The sequence below is a fragment of the Paenibacillus sp. FSL M7-0802 genome (assembly GCF_038004945.1).
Lineage (GTDB): Bacteria > Bacillota > Bacilli > Paenibacillales > Paenibacillaceae > Paenibacillus > Paenibacillus polymyxa_B.
In genome coordinates this window covers 2,733,552-2,751,395 of record NZ_JBBOSD010000001.1, presented here as the reverse complement: position 1 = coordinate 2,751,395, position 17,844 = coordinate 2,733,552, and the positions used below count along the sequence as shown (strand labels likewise).

The window sequence follows — 17,844 nt, the reverse complement described above, 5'->3', positions numbered from 1 at the left end:
AACTGTACATGAAAGCATTCCTTCATTATTTTATGAAGGAGTGCTTTTTTTTCTTTAGATGACGAGGTTTCGTCCATCATATGCTGATTAACAGCAAAAGCGGTTCTAAATCATACGGCCCCCTTCATAAGCTAAGAACAGAAGGAGGGGTACATGCCATGATTGAACAAGGGAAGTCCAAGCACCATGATCTGCGCATGCAAAGCCGCAAGCAACTCGATATTTCAGGCGTCAGCAATGTGGAGAGCTTTGACAGTGAAGAATTTTTGCTTCAGACCGAGCTGGGCCATCTCACCATTCGCGGACAACATTTACATATCAAAAACCTCAGTCTAGAAGAGGGGCTGTTGTCCATTGAAGGTTTGATTACTTCCCTCGTCTACCTGGAGCCCGGGGCCCCGGCCAAAAACGGAAAAAGCCTATTCGGCAAGCTCTTCAAATGAACCCTTACACACAATGGCTGACATTGACATGGATGCTGTTGTCGGGCATAGCCATGGGAGTGGTGTTTGACAGCTACCGGGTGCTGTCCATCCGCTTTCATTTTGCCCGCTGGAGCGTTCATATGTTGGACGTGCTGTACTGGGTGGCCTCGGCTTTGTTTATTTTCCGTGTGCTATACGCGAGTAATCGCGGTGAGCTGCGGTTTTATGTCTTTTTAGGACTACTTTTGGGGGTTTGGCTCTATTTTTGGGCCTTTAGTGTTACAACCCAACGTTTTGTGGTAATGTTATTAGAGATAGTTCGCAGACTGACGTTGATCGTGAACAGCATACTGCGCATCCTGATTGTTCTTCCGGTGTTAGCGCTGTATCGGCTGTTACGCAAGCTGGTCGGATGGACATGGACACTTATTGTGTTCCTGGGAAGGATGCTGATATACATCCTGATGCCGGTTTGGAAGCCGATCCTATGGCTGATCGGTCCGCTTAAAGCGCGCTGGAAGACTCCAGAGTTGCTCGTAAAGCTGGGTATCAGACTGAAAAACACAGCGAAAAGATGGTTTGGAAGGAGGTAGTATCATGCGTAATTCGTCTGTAGATCGCCATTCATCTTCTACGTCCAAGTCCAACGCGGGCGGGCGCAGGCGAATCATGATTTGGTTGCTATCGCTTGCCGCCTTTGGTAGTTGGGCAATTTTTACCTTTTTTTCTCAAGGCATGATTATGGCCGATCGAAGTGAACAGCTCACCCAGAAGGAAAAGCAGAAGCAAGCTGCTACACAAACGGAACAACAGCTTCAAACCGAAGTGAATCGTCTCAAGGACCCTGAGTACATTGGCGAGATTGCCAGAAGCAAGTACGGTCTTTACAAACCGGAAGAGACGCCAATCATCGGAGATCAGAAATAGGAACATTATCGGGCCAATGCTTAGTTGACCTTGGTTCCGCCATTTTGTATAATCAAATCACCACAGCGGGATTTTTTTGCAAAAAAATCGGTTGTATATTTTAAGGGAGGATCATTTTATTCTATGGCAATTGAAGTGGGCACCAAGTTAGAGGGCAAAGTGACAGGCATCACGCATTTTGGAGCATTTGTGGATTTGTCTGGAGGTGTCACGGGTCTCGTTCACATCTCGGAAATCGCCGATAACTATGTTAAGGATGTTAACGACCACCTGAAGATTAATGATGTTGTGACGGTGAAAGTCATTAATGTTGACAAAGATGGCAAAATCGGACTTTCCATTAAGCAAACGATTGACAAGCCGGCAAGTGAAGCCCGTCCCCCAAGAGCTCCAAGACCGGAGCGTACAGGAGGACCAGGCGGAGGCGACCGTTTCGGCGGTGGAGGTTCAGGTCCAAGTCAAGGACGCGGTGGTGGTGGCGGTGGTTTCAACCGCGATCGTGGAGGCCGTTCTTTCAAGCCTGCACCGGGTAAACCTTCATTTGAGGATAAAATGTCACGCTTCCTGAAAGATAGTGAGGAACGCATTTCGTCGCTGAAAAAGAACACCGAAGGTAAACGCGGAGGACGCGGCGCGAAGCGTGTTTAATTCACTTTGACAACCGTATCAATCATACACGGAAAACCGTACAGTCGAGAGACTGCTACGGTTTTTTTGCGTTCTACCGACAACAGATGCGATAAGCAGCGGCTGTCGGCGCTGAATCCAGTGGTTAGTCGTACGGGCATTTATGAGATTCGCAATTTTGGCGAAGAAGATAAGAGCTACGATGCTGGAAAGTGGATGTTTTTTTTGTCGTGAGGACATAATCGTCCGACAAACTCCAACGGTTTTCCGTCTATCTTCTGTGCGAATCGCTAGTTTGGACATCAGGATGAACGACATCGAGAGGTTATGTAAGGAGTAGCGGGACGTTTCTTTCATCGGCTTCCATACGGGCGTAGCTTGATGTTCAGAGTGATGCTCTGTCCTTTCGCGCAGAACGTTTTTTTGTCGGAAATTTCTTGGAATAAGACGTGAGGTTCTGACAAACTTTCTCAATCGTTCTGGTTTAAGATGGGAACATCAAATTGATGAATGGGGTGCCTGACGCATGATGGAGAAATGGAACGTGGTACATTTTCCGGGGTTAAAATCTAGAAAGTCCAAATCCAAAGAGCGTACGGAAGGTTGGTCTTCCAGACTCAAGAAACGGCTGGATTCACATAAAGTGGTGCAATGGGTAACGGCGCAAAGATGGATGCTGCTATTGTCAGCTATGGGAGTTCTACTGGGACGCGCCACTATTTTGGACGAGCTTTCTCCGTTTGCCCTCGCTTATTTTGCGGTCATAACGTTTCTTCGGCGTGATCTGATGCTGCCTGTAGCTGTATCCGTTGTGTTAGGCAGCCTGTTAGCTCCTTACCCATCGTTATTTATGATTGGTGGTGAGTTACTGGTATTTTATCTCCTGTATCGCGGGCTACGAACCTTCGACCGTCTGGAATTATCCTATGCCCCGCTTATGGTTTTCTTGTCTGTGTTTATGGTCAATTTATTTAACGCCGTGATGGCTCCAACTTTCACATGGTATGAACTTATCATTGTGGGAACGGATGCGGTTCTCAGCTTTATGCTTACGCTGGTGTTCACGCAGGCCATACCGTTGTTTACGTACCGCAAGAAGACAAGCCAGCTCAAGAATGAGGAAATTTTATGTCTTATTATTTTATTAGCCTCTGTGATGACGGGAGCAGTAGGATGGACTGTTCATTCATTGTCTGTCGATCATGTACTGTCGCGATATTTGGTCTTGGTGTTTGCTTTGGTGGGAGGTGCTTCGCTGGGTGCATCGGTCGGTGTAATTACTGGCTTAATTTTAAGCTTGGCCAATATGTCTGCAATTGTGCAGATGAGTTTACTCGCTTTTGCAGGTTTGCTGGCAGGAATGCTGCGTGAAGGAAAAAAAGGTGCTGTTGCGCTTGGGATGCTGCTAGGCTCCTCAATCCTGACAATCTATTTGGACGGGACCGGAGACGTGCTGACGTCAACCTGGGAGAGCTGTGCGGCAATTCTATTATTCTTAATGACCCCAAAAAGTTTCTTTAAAGCGGTTTCTACCTATGTTCCCGGTACGCAGGACCACGCCAAATCTCAGCATGAGTATGCCAAAAGGGTCCGCGACCTCACCGCAGAGCGGGTAACGAAGTTTTCTCGTGTATTCAGTCAGCTATCCCGCAGCTTTCATCAGATATCTGCGAGTGAGAGCACGAAGTCGGATGGTGAAATCGAACACTTTATGAATGCGGTGGCGGAAGGGACATGTGCCTCCTGCTTCAAGTGTGAGCAGTGCTGGGACGGCAAGTTTATGCAAACTCATCAGTATATGACGGAAATGATGAGCGCCATTGAGGATAACCCGGATTTGGAACCAGAGCAGATACCGCCGCAATGGAGCAAGGCATGTGCTAAAACGGGCGCTGTCCTGCAAGTGATGAAGCAGCAGTATAGCCTCTACCAACATAATATGCAGTGGAAGCGCCAAGTATACGATAGTCGTCAGCTTGTTGCTGACCAGCTATCGGGTGTATCACAAATCATGGAGGATTTAGCGCGAGAAATTCAGCGGGAAGGGCAGACCATGCATCGGCAGGAGGAGCAAATACGGGAGGCTCTTGATAGACTGGGCTTGTCCATTCAATCCATTGAGATCATTAACCTGGATGCAGGTCAGGTAGAAATTGAGATTGTCCATGCCTATACAAGGGGATTTGATGAATGTCGGAAAATCATTGCTCCACTTCTGTCGGACATACTGGACGAGCATATAGCTGTGATGCGCGAAACGGAGGCAGATCGCCGCCAAGGCTTGGCTACAGTCATGTTCGGCTCTGCTAAAACGTATGAGATTGCTACAGGAGTAGCTAGTGCCGCCAAAGGAGGCGATTTTTTCTCAGGAGACAGCTACAGCATGATGGAGCTAGGGAACGGGACTTTTGCAGTCTCTTTAAGCGATGGTATGGGGAACGGAGAGCGCGCGCAGCAAGAGAGCAGTGCAGCACTTAACATTTTGGAGGAATTACTGCAGTCGGGTATGGACGAAAAATTGGCGATCAAGTCGGTTAACTCTGTCCTGATGCTGCGATCACCTGAGGAAATGTATGCTACGGTCGATATGGCGCTGATTGATCAGTACACGGCCCAGACAACCTTTATGAAGATTGGGTCTACGCCGAGTTTTATTAAAAGAGGGGAGGAGGTCATTCCCGTATCTGCCAGCAACTTGCCGATTGGCATTATACAGGATATTGAAATTGATCTGGTATCACTGCAGCTCCAGCCGGGTGATATTCTCATTATGATTACAGACGGTATATACGACTCACCGGGTTATGCGGTTAATAAGGAAATATGGATGAAACGCATGATTCAGGAAATTGAAAGCGAAGATCCACAGCAGTTGGCCGACTGCTTACTAGAAAGGGTTATTCGATATCAACAAAATCAAATCTATGATGATATGACAGTAGTCGTTAGTAAAATAGATCACTTCCGCCCAGAATGGGCAACTCTCCATGTACCTGGCATGAGGTGGTTGGAACGTCCACGGACGGTGAGCTAATCCGACATTGCCCGGGAAATTCCTTATTCGTTTTTAAAAATCCGCATCCTTCGTTTGAATCGTTCCGGATTAGGCAAAGATAGAATCTATCGGGATAGATTAAGAGGAAGCGGAGGTCAAAAAACGATGAAGCAAATTTTGATCATTACAGACGGATGCTCGAATGTAGGTGTTAGTCCAGTCATGGCGGCTGCCCAAGCTTTACGAGAAGGTATTACAGTGAACGTCGCCGGAGTCATAGATTATGGAACTATTGGCGAGCTTGGCAGCGCGGAGATTCAAGAAATTGCTAAAGCAGGGGGAGGGTTTAGCCAAATCGTTGGGACGAAGCAGTTGGCTCAGACCATGCAGATGATGACGCGCAAAACGGTGGTTCAAACCATTCAGCAGGCGGTTAATAGAGAGTTAACGCACATTCTGGGTGAGGGTGGCGCCAAACATATCGGTGAACTTCCTCCGGCAAAACGAGCCCAAGTGGTTGAGGTAATGGATGAGCTGACAGAAACAAGCACCCTGGAGATTGCTTTGCTCATTGATGCAAGTGCGAGCATGAAGCCCAAGCTGCCTGCTGTAGAGGACAGCATTCGTGATTTGCTGCTCAGTTTACAGTCCAGAAGCGGACACAGCCGTATATCTGTATTTCATTTTCCGGGCGGAAAAATGGGAGAAGACGCAGTCATGGATATCGGTTGGACCTCTGAGCTTAACCAGATCAAATCGATATTTGGACGCTTGCGGATGAAAGGGGCAACACCGACAGGTCCTGCCATTTTACAAGTGATTGATTATTACCGATATGTTACACTAGGAGAACAGAAAGATCTGGAAGAATCCTATGGCAAAGGAGAAGGGATGCTCGGTGACTACGTCGTCTGATCCCGTTCTTGCACCCGGAACGGTCATCAAGGGCAAGTGGAAGCGGAGCAGCTATGTCATCCAGCGCTTGCTGGGCCGGGGAGCGAACGGAACTGTATATTTGGTAAAAGAAGCACAGGCCGATCGGCAATTTGCTCTGAAAATGGGGAAGAACACGCTTGATCTGCAATCAGAGATTAATGTGCTAACCACATTGCAGTCTCAGGGGACTCAGGCCGCCCTTCAGCGAAATGGAAATCCTTCCTTTTTGTTTGAGGTGGATGATGTAGTGTTACGCAGCGGAGAAATCCCCTTTTATGTTATGCGATATGTTAAGGGTGATCCGCTTCATCGTTTTGTGGCAGCCAAAGGGCCGGAATGGTATGGTGTGGCTGGAACCGGTATACTGAATCGTCTGGCGGATCTCCATCAGGCAGGATGGGTGTTTGGCGACCTGAAGCCGCAGAATATTTTGGTCAATGCCTATGGAGAGGCTGAATTAATTGACTACGGTGGGGTGTCTCTTGCTGGTCGGAGTGTTAAACAATTTACAGAATGGTATGACAGGGGATTCTGGAATGCTGGCAGCCGAAATGCCGATTCCCAGTATGACCTGTTTGCCTTCGCTCTTCTAACGATTCATATATTGGAGAGCGAATCGTTAAAGGCGGCTGCGAGCAGGCTGCCACAGTTGCGTAATACGGCAGAATTGACGGTCATCATTCGCCGCAGCCGTGTATTACGCCCCTATGCCGAATGGCTACTGGGTGCAGTGCGTGGAGAATATTCCGATACTCGTGCAGCGGCCCGATCTTGGTCACGTTTGGCTTCCGCACATGTCAGGCAATCGTCGGTCAAAAGAGGGAACCCACGCTGGCTGGGATATGCTTTCACGGTATCGCTTTTGCTGCTTGCCGGAGCGCTCTGGATTGCGTTAAGGTAGCAGCATGACTTACATAAGATAACAGATGATCATCATTTTTACGGTCGGGAGAAAAGAGGGTCGTGAATGGGAACAACAAAACCGACCGGTGTTGTACAGGAAGTGCTCGCCTTGGCGCGAGATCATTCACTGTGGAGCCCCGGAGACCGCATTGTGGTTGCTGTATCCGGTGGGCCGGATTCGGTGGCCCTTTTGCACATTTTACATGAAATATCCGTTATACATATGCCTTTACAACTCGTCTGCGCTCACGTTCATCATGGCTTCAGACCAGAGGAATCGGATGCGGAGGCTGAAGAGGTACGCAATATTGCCCGAAAGCTTGAACTTCCATTTGAAATGACTCGGGTGGATGTACCCGCTTATATGAAGGAGAGCGGGAAGGGACCACAGGAAGCAGCTCGCGAGCTGCGCTACAGCTTTTTACATGATATGGCTACAAAGTGGGAAGCACAGCATATTGCAATGGCCCACCACGGCGACGATCAAGCCGAAACGGTTCTCTTGCACTTGCTGCGTGGTAGCGGCCCAGCAGGTTTGGCGGGTATGCGTTTGGCGCGCAGGGAAAAAAATGTGCAACTCATTCGCCCGCTGCTACGTATGTACAAGGCTGACCTGATTGAGTTTTGTAACTTTTATGGTCTTTCCTATGTGATAGACAGCACTAATTTATCATCCAAATACCGTCGTAACGCCATTCGCATGGATGTGCTTCCTTTTTTGGGGCAATATAATGAGCGACTGACACCGTCCCTAAACCGGCTGGCCGAAACGATGGCTGACGAAAATGACTTTATGGAGGCATCCACACTGTCGGCATACGAGAAAATGGTGCGCTTGGATAATGGCAGGTACATGTTTCCCATCGCTTCATACCGTAAGCTATCCGTTGCTTTACAACGGAGGTTGATTAAACTAATATTAAATTATCTGCCTTCGGACAGTGAAAATTTTGATTTTCGTAAAATTGAGACCGTTCGACTAAGACTTCTCCAAGAGGCATCGTCTACATGGAGTTTGGATTTGGGAGGCGGTGCGGTTGGAGTCCGCGAATATGACCAGGCGGTTTTGTTTGACCGTACGCAAGTCGTTATGGGCGAATGGTGCTATGGACTAAGTGTATTGCCTATTTCCGGTGAGCTAGAGTTGCCTGAGGCAGGTGGTATACTTCGGTGGCGAAGGGCTTCCTATTCGGATGCGGACCATCCGGTGAATAAGGAGGAAGCGTGGTTCGACGCAGATCAATTGAGTCTGCCTTTGACTGTACGCTCGCGATTACCTGGAGATACCATGTATGTAATGGGATTAAACGGAAGAAAAAAGGTTAAAGATATTTTTATTGATGAAAAAATACCTCCTTCAATGCGTTCCGTTATTCCCATCGTCTGCGACCACTCTGGGGCTATTCTCTGGATTCCGGGCGTACGACGTTCTGTACATGCCGCGGTGCAAAAGCACACGTCTTCGGTTATATATATGTCATGGCAAAGACGAGAGAGTCCGGGGCACCGGTAATTGCGCAGGAACGGCTTTCATAGTATAAACTTAGGAGGTTTACACCGTTGCAGAATGATATTCAGGAAATATTGATCAGCGAAGAAGAAATTCAGAGTAAAATTAAGGAATTGGGTGCACAGCTCAGCGTAAAATATGAAGGGAAAAATCCATTGGTGATTTGCGTGCTGAAAGGTGCGTTTATCTTTATGGCTGATTTGGTTAAATCCATTACAGTGCCGTTGGAGCTTGATTTCATGGCTGTATCAAGTTATGGAGCATCCACAAAATCCTCAGGTATCATCAAAATCATTAAAGATTTGGACGCATCTGTGGAAGGACGCGACGTTCTGATTGTCGAAGATATTATCGACAGCGGCCTGACGCTGACGCATTTGATTGAATTGCTTAAAAACCGTAATGCCAATTCGGTATGTGTCGTAACCTTGTTCGACAAGCCTGCACGCCGGACAGTTAATCTTGAAGCAGATTATACTGGATTTACGCTTCCAGATGCGTTTGTTGTCGGCTACGGTCTGGACTATGCCGAGCACTACCGGAACCTCCCATACATAGGGATTTTAAAGCCGGAAATCTACACCAGCTAATCTCAGCCTCCAGTCCTAGGACTAAATAAGGCCCTTTGTTGAGAAGGACTTACAGGCTATGGTAAAATAACTTAAGTGTCTCGAGAGGAGGTAGGGGATGAATCGGTTCATCCGGAATTCTGGTTTTTATTTGATTCTTTTTTTAGTTGTGGTGGGTATCGTTCAGTTTGTTAGCAACAGTAACGAAGCCTCCGATCTCCCTAGATATGACCAATTACGGCAAGAGGTTAAAGCTAATAACATCTCTAAAGTAACGGTCCAATTTGACGGTTACGCCTATCTTGTAACCGGTGCATATAAGAAGCAGCCGGCTAATGCTAAATCGACCAATTTTTCCGTATATGTTCCACCAACGGATCAAGCACTAAGTGAACTGGTGAATGCCAGCGAAACGAACGGGTTTGAATACGTGCAGAAGAAAATGGAAGGCGAAAGCATTTGGCTGACGTTTTTGACTTCTATTATTCCTTTGGTGATCATGTTCCTGTTGTTCTTCTTCCTGTTTAATCAGGCACAGGGCGGTGGCGGCAAAGTTATGAACTTCGGCAAGAGCAAAGCCCGTCTGTATAACGAAGAGAAGAAGAAGGTTACGTTCGAGGACGTGGCAGGGGCTGACGAAGAGAAGCAGGAGCTTGTCGAAGTCGTAGAATTCTTGAAGGACCCACGCAAGTTTGCAGCTGTGGGCGCTCGTATTCCAAAAGGTGTTCTGTTAGTGGGCCCTCCAGGTACGGGTAAAACACTCTTGGCGAGAGCTGTTGCAGGCGAGGCCGGAGTACCGTTTTTCAGCATCTCGGGTTCTGATTTTGTAGAAATGTTTGTCGGGGTCGGTGCTTCCCGTGTTCGTGATTTGTTCGAGAACGCGAAGAAGAACGCACCTTGTATCATTTTCATTGATGAGATTGATGCCGTTGGACGTCAACGTGGCGCCGGATTGGGTGGCGGACATGATGAACGTGAGCAGACGCTCAACCAATTGCTCGTAGAGATGGATGGATTCGGCGCAAACGAAGGTATCATCATCGTAGCCGCTACAAACCGTCCGGATATTTTGGACCCGGCGTTGCTTCGTCCAGGACGTTTTGACCGTCAAATTACGGTTGACCGTCCAGATGTTAAAGGCCGTGAAGCAGTTTTGTATGTACATGCTCGCAACAAGCCATTAACGAAGGATGTTAAATTGGACGTAATTGCGAAACGTACAACAGGCTTTACAGGCGCTGATCTGGAAAATCTGTTGAACGAAGCTGCCTTGTTGGCGGCTCGTCGTAACCGCAGAGATATTTCGATGCGAGAAGTAGATGAAGCCATCGACCGTGTTATCGTAGGTACAGAAAAACGCAGCCGCGTAATCAGTGACCGCGAGAAACGAATTGTTGCTTATCATGAAGCAGGCCATACGATTATTGGTTTCTTCTTGGAAAATGCCGACATGGTTCACAAGGTAACGATTATTCCACGTGGACGTGCAGGCGGATATGTCATCATGCTTCCGAAGGAAGACCGCATGCTGACTACCAAGCAGGAATTGCTGGACAAAATCACTGGATTGTTGGGTGGACGCGTATCCGAGGAACTGTTCATTGGTGAGATCGGAACGGGAGCCTATAGCGACTTCCAGCAAGCGACAAGCATTGCACGCAGCATGATCGTAGAATATGGTATGAGTGAGAAGCTTGGTCCAATGCAGTTCGGTACTTCACAAGGCCAAGTATTCCTTGGACGCGATATCGGTCATGAGCAGAACTACAGTGATCAGATCGCTTATCAGATTGACCAGGAGATGAATCGCTTCATCACTGAATCTTATGAGCGTGCTAGAGAACTCCTGACCAAGTATTCCAAAGAGGTTCATTTGATTGCTCAAACCTTGCTGGTAGAAGAAACCTTGGAACTTGAACAAATCAAACGTTTGATCGAGACAGGTTCTTTGGATGGTGGCACGACTGAGGGAGAAGGAACACCGGAAAATGGTGAGCCTGTGATCGACAACATTGGAGACGTCCGTGTACGTATTCAAGGTAAGGATGACGAGCCTAAGAATACAACGGATCAACCGAATGATATCCCTAATCTGCAAAAGCCAGAGGATGATAACAATTCGGGCAACTCCGGTGGTACTCCACCGACAACAACCTAATCATCCGATGGATAGTTGAATAAGCGTATATGTAAGCTCCGGGGAACCAGGTATTATGGGTTTTCCGGAGCTTTTTAAATGGAAGATTATTGCTAACGTGATTTGACAGACACCGGAACGTTGTGTACATTTATTGTTAAATAAACGGCTGTCGTCTTCTTAGCTTATAAAAGCCAACAGCCGCTGCAATCGACTTTCTATCATTTTGAACATATACGTGAGCGCATACTGTAGAACCTATGGTGTGCGCTATTCTTCTGTGAAATCAGGTGAAGGCATGATTCCAAGATATCTAGTTGATTTTGATGTAGCGGAATTGACCCAATTGGAGGCCGACGTGTTAATTATCGGCTCGGGCATTGCGGGCTTATATACGGCGATTAAGGCTGCGGAGAATCGGAAAGTGTTGCTGATTACCAAGAAGACTTTGATGGAAAGCAACACGCGTTATGCTCAAGGCGGCATCGCTGCTGTCACATCGGACGAGGATACACCAGCTTATCATATGGAAGATACCCTGATTGCTGGTGCAGGTCTGTGTGAATCTGAGGCGGTCAGTACGCTTGTCCATGAAGGTCCAGTTGGCATTCAGGAGTTAATACGTTTGGGAACGGCTTTTGATCGTGTGGATGGTGAACTAGCGTTGACACGGGAAGGAGCGCATAGTCATCGGCGTATTTTGCATGCAAATGGAGATGCTACGGGTTATGAAATTGTTCGTGCGTTGTCAAAGCAGGTTGCTGCCCATCCCGGTATCGAAGTGTGGGAAGAGTGCATGGTAATTGATCTGCTGACGGAGCATGGTGAGTGTATTGGGGCCCTCGTCCAAAAGCCAGGTGGGGAAAGGTCGTATATAACCGCTAATGCAACGATTTTGTGCTCAGGAGGTAGCGGGCAATTATACCGTTATACGACCAATCCGGATATTGCAACCGGGGATGGTATCGCTATGGCATATCGTGCTGGGGCGATTGTACGGGATATGGAATTCATACAGTTTCATCCTACGGCGTTGTGCCATCCGGGCGCTCCAAGGTTTCTAATTTCCGAAGCCGTACGGGGAGAAGGAGCCGTGTTACGCAATATTCACGGAGAACGCTTCATGGACAAGTATGATTCCCGGCAGGAGCTTGCACCCAGAGACATCGTAGCTCGTGCTATCATTCATGAGATGGAACGCACCCAAGCTGCGTTTGTATACCTGGATATTACACACGAGCCGCCAGAGCGGGTGAAGCAACGTTTTCCAACAATTTATCGGACATGTCTGTCATTTGGTTTGGATATGACGACAGACTGGATCCCCATTGCGCCTGCTGCCCATTATATGATGGGTGGTGTCCAGACCAATTTACACGGGGAAAGCTCCATTGCGCGTTTGTTCGCCTGCGGGGAGACCTCTTCTACAGGAGTTCACGGAGCTAATCGTCTGGCGAGCAATTCGTTATCTGAAGCTATTGTATTTGCCAGCAGGATTATTGAGCGACTGCATTCATTGCCACCGCTGGTCGGCCATACATTGATATCTTATAGCGATAACCGTACAGAGTTCCCGGCTTCATCCGTCACGGAGCAGCGGCATAAGCTGCAAGAAGCAATGGTTCGTTATGCTGGAGTTCGTCGGCACGGCGAGGGGCTGCAAGCAGCATTAGACGAGATGCAAGGGCAAATGCCTATTTTTGAGGCTGTGATCGCTAGCCGGGAAGAGATCGAATTTGCCAATTTGCTCACCTGTGCTTTATTAGTAACAGATGGTGCGCTGCTGCGTGAGGAGAGCCGGGGAGCGCATTATCGCGAGGATTTTCCTGAGACAGATGATAGCGTCTGGCGAAAGCATGTTCAGCAGAGACGTGAGCAAGGGATAACGGAGGAGTACGTTCATGACATCTAACAGCGAGCTTTATGGAGAGTTTAGTGGATATCAGGAAGAACTGAAAGCACAAATTCGCAGCTGGCTGCGAGAAGATACGGGCTCTGGCGATGTGACCACGCGCTGGACGATTGAGCAGGGCCACCAATCCAAGGCTGTCATTCATGCCAAGGAGAGCGGCGTGGTTGCCGGTTTACCCGTGGCTGCCCTTGTATTTCAGGTAGTGGACCCTTCCTTGTCGTTCACTCCGCTGGTGACGGATGGACAGTGGATTGAAAAGGGAAGCGTTTTGGCGGAAGTGACGGGTAGTACCCATGCGATTTTGACTGGAGAACGACTGGCGTTAAATTTGCTCCAACGGATGTCTGGCATTGCCACGCGGACTCGGGCTTTTATAGATCAATTGCATGGTTTGTCCACTCGCTTGGTGGATACACGTAAAACAACACCGGGACATCGACTGCTGGAGAAGTATGCTGTGCGTGTAGGCGGTGGCTCGAATCATCGCTTTGGCCTGTACGATGCTGTTATGATTAAGGATAATCATATTAAGGGCGCAGGTGGGATTGAACAAGCTGTGAGTCGAGCGCGCGCTAATATACCGCATACGATGACGATTGAAGTAGAGACGGAAAACATGAAACAAGTTCAGGAAGCCCTGGAAGCTGGGGCGGATATCATTATGCTGGATAACATGTCTGCCCCAGATATGAAGGAAGCCGTTCGGTTCATTCGGGAACGGGCACCACATGTCAAAACAGAAGCCTCGGGCAATGTATCGCTGGATACAGTGCGTGAGATGGCTGAGAGTGGCGTAGATGTGATCTCTGTAGGCAGGCTGACATACTCTTTTCATAACCTGGATATCAGCCTTGACCTTAACGCAAAGAAAGATAGGTGACACCCATTGATTCTTGTAGTGGATGTAGGTAATACCAATATTGTTCTGGGGATATACGAAGGGCGGGAGCTGTTGCACCATTACCGGATCAGTACCTCCAGACAGGCAACCGCAGATGAATACGGCGTACTCATACATAATCTTTTTAGTATGGGTGGCGTATTAAAGGATGACATCCAGGGAGTTATTATTTCCTCTGTCGTTCCGCCGTTGGTCCGTGTATTAGAAGAAATGTGCGATAAATACATAGGCAAAACGCCTTTAATCGTCGGACCGGGAATCAAGACCGGTCTTAACCTGCGTTATGAGAATCCGCGTGAAGTAGGTGCGGATCGGATCGTGAACGCTGTTGCGGCTGTCGAACGGTTCGGCGGGCCGCTGGTTGTGGTGGATTTTGGGACAGCGACGACGTTTGATTGTATTGACGATAAGGGAAACTACTTGGGCGGTGTAATTGTGCCGGGTATCGGGATTTCGACGGAGGCACTGTATCAACGGGCTTCCAAGCTACCCCGCATCGAGTTGGAGAAACCCAAAAAGGTTATTGGTCGTAATACGGTTCATGCCATGCAAGCTGGGATTATCTTCGGTTATGCTGGGCAAGTGGATGGCATTGTGCGGCGCATTAAGGAAGAAATGCAGGCGGAGCCTACAGTTATTGCTACCGGAGGTCTTGCAGAGCTAATCGCATCAGAGGCGGAGAGCATTCAGAAAGTGTTGCCGATGTTGACGCTCGAAGGATTGCGCATCATTTACCAACGTAACGCCGAATAAAAAAGTGGGTATAAGCTGCCGCTGAGTCCAACCGAATGATTTTATCGGTTTGGATTAGCGGCGTTTTTCGTCTATACTGAAATATGTTACGTTTTTGAACAATTCGCGTGATCTGTCGATGCAGGTTGTTTATATAATAGGAAATTATGCTTCAATGATGAGCAATACTAACGAAAATAAGCAGCATAGCTGTCCTGGTGAATAGGGAGGATATCAATATGGAAAATAAGCAGGATCGACTTATTCGTGGCACAGCCATGGATGGGAGGGTTAGAGCTTTTGCTGTTCGGACAACTCAATTGGTAGAGGAATTGCGGAGAAGACACGATACGTATCCAACGGCTACCGCTGCTTTGGGGCGAACCCTCACAGCAGGTGCTATTATGGGTTCTATGCTAAAAGGAAAAGAGCGATTGACCATTCAAGTTAAAGGTGATGGACCGATTGGGCAAATCGTCGTTGATGCCAATGCTGTAGGGGAAGTGCGAGGTTATGTTACTGAACCGCATGTGCATTTGCCAAGCAATAGTATGGGCAAACTGGATGTAGCGGGTGCCGTAGGTACAGAGGGGTTCATTCATATCATCAAGGATTTGGGGTTAAAAGAACCGTATCGCGGCAGTACTCCGATTATTTCCGGTGAACTGGGTGAGGATTTTACCTATTATTTTGCCAAATCGGAACAGACCCCGTCAGCGGTGGGCTTGGGTGTGCTGGTAGATACGGATAACACGGTTATTGTGGCCGGTGGATTTATTATTCAGTTGCTTCCAGGCTTGAATGATGATGAGATTACTGCGATCGAAAATGCAGTCAGCTCCATTCCACCCGTTACTGCTTTGCTGGATCAAGGGTTGGAACTTGATGAAATGCTGCGCTGGATGCTGCCGGACGTTCGGATTCTCGATGAATTGGATATCCATTTTCAATGTGAGTGTTCACGTGAGCGCGTGGAAAAAACATTGATCAGTTTGGGAGAAAGCGAATTAGAGCAGCTAATTGAGGAAGAAGGACAGGCTGAGGTCGTATGTCACTTTTGTAATGAGGCTTATCAGTTTAATAAGGATGAATTGCAAAATCTGTTAGATCAAGCCAAATCCTAACCGGATGGGCGGTGCAAGCGATGACTACACGGGAAAAAGGATTATGGACAGCTGTCATTATTCTGACCGTTAGCGTCGCCGCCTTGGGTGGTCTTATCATGCTTCGGGGGCTGTCAAAGCCGGGTGATGTAAGCAAGGATGACGGCGATCATACTGTGGCGGAGATGGGTCAGGAAGGCATATCGGAGGAACAGTGGGTAGCGGAACTGAAAAAGCGATATGGAACCAATACGCTGTTGCAAATGTTGAATCGTAAAGCCGTGCAGGCTGAAACCAAGCGTCTCGGTATCAAGATCACCCAAGAGGATTTACAGCAGGTGCTGGAGCAGGATAGTAAAGGGTATGACTCAGATCATGCCTACTTTGATGAAATGCAGCGACAGTTTGGCTTAGATCCGGTTGACTTGCGGAATGAAGCGGAATACCGGATTGGTTTGGAGAAAATAGCCACGCAGGGTATTCAAGTTCAGGAAGCTGAGATTGACGAGTATTGGGAACAGCACCCTGAGGAATTTGCCGTCGGTAAGCAGATCCAATTGGCAGCTCTTTATGTGGATAATGCGGAGGAAGCAGAAGCGTTGCTAGATCGGGTCAAGCAGGGGGAGAGCTTCGATGTGCTGATTCAAGAGTACTCAGGTAAGCCTTTTGGCAAGGATAGCAGCGGGCATTTGGGATGGGTGGATGAATATGATCCATTGCAACCGGAGGCGATCATGAAGGCGGCGAGAGAGCTAAGCTCCGGGGATGTTGCAGGTCCGATCTCTGTTAACGATGGCTATGCTGTCATTTATGTACAGGATGTCCGGTTGAAGAATTCTCCGGATAAGCAGCAGATCCGGCAGCAAATTCGCCGATCTCTTGCGCTTGCACAGGCCGCTCCTTTGGAAGAGGTCGAGAAGAGTCTACGTGATAAATATGGAGCGCGTATTTTATCTGGAAAAGATGCATCCTCCGCTGCTCTGTAACGTAGTGAAAGAATATTGGTTTGAAGGAAGCACGATGCTGATAACGCGTGTTGACAGCATCGCGGCTTACTCACTCGTATTGACATTGGAATTGAAGATTGTTATGATTAGCGTATAAAACCCACTATTTTTATCGGAAATTAAATGAACGGTACAAAATTAAAGTGATTGACTAAGAATGATCTACAAAATGATTTCGCAATTTTTAATACATCATCTACAGTCAGGGAGGAATTATCATGGCTAAAGTTGTTAATAACATCACCGAACTTATCGGGGAAACTCCCCTCGTTCGGCTCAACCGGATCGTACCGGAAGATAGCGCCGAAATTTATTTGAAACTGGAATATCAGAACCCAGGCTCCAGTGTAAAAGATCGTATTGCGATTAGCATGGTAGAAGAAGCTGAACGTGAAGGTCTGCTTAAGCCAGGCGGTACGATTATTGAAGCAACTAGCGGTAACACAGGAATCGGCTTGGCTATGGTTGCTGCTGCGAAGGGCTATGAGGCGGTGATCGTTATGCCAGAAACGATGAGCATAGAGCGTCGTAATTTGTTGCGTGCTTATGGAGCCGAACTTGTGCTAACACCAGGATCAGAAGGCATGAACGGGTCCGTTAAGAAAATGGAAGAATTGCTGAGTGAAAATCCGGAATATTTTGCTGCTGAGCAGTTCAAGAACAAAGCTAATATCAAAATTCACCGTGAAACGACCGGTCCTGAGATTGTGGAAGCCATTCGTTCCATTGGCGGAACTCTGGACGCTTTTATAGCTGGAATAGGTACTGGCGGAACCATTTCTGGTGCCGGAGAAGTGCTTAAGAAAGAATTCCCTGATATTAAAGTTGTGGCTGTAGAGCCTGCCTCTTCCCCACTGTTAGCAGGCGGTAAGCCAGGACCCCACAAAATTCAAGGACTTGGTGCCAACTTTATTCCTGAAATTTTAAACTGCGATATCTATGATGAAATTATTCATGTAGAAAACGATGAAGCTTTCGAGGTAGCACGTAGAGTGGCCAAGGAAGAGGGCATTTTGTCCGGTATTTCATCTGGCGCAGCTGTTCATGCGGCTTTGAAACTTGCTAAGCAATTGGGCAAGGGTAAACGGATCGTTGTCATTGTTCCAAGTAATGGAGAACGTTACCTGAGCACACCACTATACAATTTCGAGCTGTAATTA

General features: G+C 47.8%; 17 protein-coding genes. All 17 read left to right on the top strand.

The window, feature by feature from the left end:
* Nucleotides 1–158: 158 nt before the first annotated feature.
* The 17 genes from yabP (at nucleotide 159) to cysK (ending at nucleotide 17,841) form a co-directional block, all read left to right on the top strand.
* A complete protein-coding gene (gene yabP, locus MHB54_RS12780; RefSeq protein WP_013368685.1) occupies nucleotides 159–443 on the top strand; it encodes a sporulation protein YabP in 285 nt (94 codons plus the stop codon).
* The gene (yabQ, locus tag MHB54_RS12775; RefSeq protein WP_023986441.1) at nucleotides 440–1,018 is read left to right on the top strand and encodes a spore cortex biosynthesis protein YabQ; all 579 of its coding nucleotides are present in this window, start codon (nucleotides 440–442) and stop codon (nucleotides 1,016–1,018) included. Before yabP ends, yabQ begins: the two co-directional genes overlap by 4 nt.
* 4 nt (nucleotides 1,019–1,022) lie before the next feature.
* Complete coding sequence (locus MHB54_RS12770) at nucleotides 1,023–1,352, top strand: FtsB family cell division protein (RefSeq protein ID WP_013308137.1); 330 nt, start codon at nucleotides 1,023–1,025, stop codon at nucleotides 1,350–1,352.
* Between the two features lie 123 nt (nucleotides 1,353–1,475).
* Nucleotides 1,476–2,000 carry a S1 domain-containing RNA-binding protein gene (locus tag MHB54_RS12765; protein WP_014279051.1) on the top strand — a complete coding sequence of 175 codons (525 nt, stop codon included), beginning with the start codon at nucleotides 1,476–1,478 and terminating at the stop codon, nucleotides 1,998–2,000.
* Nucleotides 2,001–2,006: 6 nt separating this feature from the next.
* The gene (locus tag MHB54_RS12760) at nucleotides 2,007–2,213 is read left to right on the top strand and encodes a hypothetical protein (RefSeq protein WP_023986442.1); all 207 of its coding nucleotides are present in this window, start codon (nucleotides 2,007–2,009) and stop codon (nucleotides 2,211–2,213) included.
* Nucleotides 2,214–2,505: 292 nt separating this feature from the next.
* Nucleotides 2,506–5,013, top strand: coding sequence for a stage II sporulation protein E (gene spoIIE, locus MHB54_RS12755; RefSeq protein WP_023986443.1), 2,508 nt, complete (start codon nucleotides 2,506–2,508; stop codon nucleotides 5,011–5,013).
* Between the two features lie 126 nt (nucleotides 5,014–5,139).
* Complete coding sequence (locus MHB54_RS12750; protein ID WP_023986444.1) at nucleotides 5,140–5,889, top strand: VWA domain-containing protein; 750 nt, start codon at nucleotides 5,140–5,142, stop codon at nucleotides 5,887–5,889.
* The gene (locus MHB54_RS12745; protein WP_023986445.1) at nucleotides 5,873–6,811 is read left to right on the top strand and encodes a protein kinase domain-containing protein; all 939 of its coding nucleotides are present in this window, start codon (nucleotides 5,873–5,875) and stop codon (nucleotides 6,809–6,811) included. Before MHB54_RS12750 ends, MHB54_RS12745 begins: the two co-directional genes overlap by 17 nt.
* Before the next feature lie 66 nt (nucleotides 6,812–6,877).
* Nucleotides 6,878–8,326, top strand: coding sequence for a tRNA lysidine(34) synthetase TilS (gene tilS / locus MHB54_RS12740; RefSeq protein WP_068938700.1), 1,449 nt, complete (start codon nucleotides 6,878–6,880; stop codon nucleotides 8,324–8,326).
* 47 nt (nucleotides 8,327–8,373) lie between these two features.
* Nucleotides 8,374–8,913, top strand: a complete 540-nt coding sequence (hpt, locus tag MHB54_RS12735) for a hypoxanthine phosphoribosyltransferase (RefSeq protein ID WP_023986447.1) — start codon at nucleotides 8,374–8,376, stop codon at nucleotides 8,911–8,913.
* Nucleotides 8,914–9,010: 97 nt separating this feature from the next.
* Entirely contained in the window at nucleotides 9,011–11,050 is a 2,040-nt protein-coding gene (gene ftsH, locus MHB54_RS12730; protein ID WP_028542511.1) for an ATP-dependent zinc metalloprotease FtsH, read from the top strand.
* 277 nt (nucleotides 11,051–11,327) lie between these two features.
* Nucleotides 11,328–12,941, top strand: coding sequence for an L-aspartate oxidase (nadB, locus tag MHB54_RS12725; protein WP_264454318.1), 1,614 nt, complete (start codon nucleotides 11,328–11,330; stop codon nucleotides 12,939–12,941).
* Nucleotides 12,931–13,821: a carboxylating nicotinate-nucleotide diphosphorylase gene (nadC, locus tag MHB54_RS12720; RefSeq protein WP_264454317.1), complete on the top strand. Its 891-nt coding sequence runs from the start codon at nucleotides 12,931–12,933 to the stop codon at nucleotides 13,819–13,821. Before nadB ends, nadC begins: the two co-directional genes overlap by 11 nt.
* A gap of 6 nt (nucleotides 13,822–13,827) precedes the next feature.
* Nucleotides 13,828–14,595 (top strand): type III pantothenate kinase, encoded by a 768-nt coding sequence (locus tag MHB54_RS12715; protein ID WP_023986451.1) that lies wholly within the window; start codon nucleotides 13,828–13,830, stop codon nucleotides 14,593–14,595.
* A gap of 218 nt (nucleotides 14,596–14,813) precedes the next feature.
* A complete protein-coding gene (gene hslO / locus MHB54_RS12710; RefSeq protein ID WP_028542509.1) occupies nucleotides 14,814–15,698 on the top strand; it encodes an Hsp33 family molecular chaperone HslO in 885 nt (294 codons plus the stop codon).
* A 20-nt stretch (nucleotides 15,699–15,718) separates the two neighbouring features.
* On the top strand, nucleotides 15,719–16,663 hold the full coding sequence (locus MHB54_RS12705) for a peptidyl-prolyl cis-trans isomerase (protein ID WP_023986453.1): 945 nt from the start codon (nucleotides 15,719–15,721) through the stop codon (nucleotides 16,661–16,663).
* Between the two features lie 239 nt (nucleotides 16,664–16,902).
* Nucleotides 16,903–17,841: a cysteine synthase A gene (gene cysK, locus MHB54_RS12700; RefSeq protein ID WP_340981626.1), complete on the top strand. Its 939-nt coding sequence runs from the start codon at nucleotides 16,903–16,905 to the stop codon at nucleotides 17,839–17,841.
* Nucleotides 17,842–17,844 lie beyond the last annotated feature (3 nt).